At 60.0% G+C, this 525-nt stretch carries 2 protein-coding genes; both read left to right on the top strand.

Going from position 1 to position 525, the window contains the following annotated elements; translation table 11 throughout:
- Positions 1 to 130 (top strand): uracil phosphoribosyltransferase (locus tag D3D02_RS18925; RefSeq protein WP_304999805.1); only part of this gene is annotated, 130 nt, incomplete at its 5' end.
- 191 nt (positions 131 to 321) lie between these two features.
- Entirely contained in the window at positions 322 to 522 is a 201-nt protein-coding gene (locus D3D02_RS18930; RefSeq protein WP_004058969.1) for a hypothetical protein, read from the top strand.
- Positions 523 to 525 lie beyond the last annotated feature (3 nt).

Genomic DNA, 525 nt, shown 5'->3' on the forward strand with positions numbered 1-525 from the left:
CCTCCGCGTCGACGACGAGTTCCCCGAAGTCGACCTGCTGACTGTCTCTATCGACGACTATCTCGACGACGACGGCTACATCGTCCCCGGTCTGGGCGACGCCGGCGACCGCGCGTTCCGCACGACGTAAGCCTGCTTCGACTCGAATCAGCGCTATTCGATTCGACCGATTCAGCTCGACTCGGCGCGAATCGATTTCCGGGTAACGACTAAAACCGATTTCCGGGTAACGACTAAAACCGACTTCCGGGTAACGACTAAGTTGCCACCTGCGCACCTGCGAACGATGAACGATACTCGTGCCACTGGAGGGACCCACCGATGAGTGACTCGTGTGACGGGTGCGGTCGGGCGGTCGAAGACGCACTCGCCCGAGCGGTCCGCCTGCAAGTCGACGACTCGACGGTCGACGACCAGCGACTCTGTCCGACGTGCTTCGCTGACTGGATAACCCGGTACAAAGAGAAGATGTCGCCGAAGGCGTCGAAAGAGTCGTCCGACTCCGAGATAATCGTCGACTGATAC

The organism is Halobellus sp. Atlit-38R, from assembly GCF_003665925.1.
Classification (GTDB): domain Archaea; phylum Halobacteriota; class Halobacteria; order Halobacteriales; family Haloferacaceae; genus Haloquadratum; species Haloquadratum inordinatus.

What these genes read in the sequence shown, in the direction of transcription:
- D3D02_RS18930 (WP_004058969.1), top strand. Translation starts at nt 322, where the DNA reads ATGAGTGACTCGTGTGACGGGTGCGGTCGGGCGGTCGAAGACGCACTC.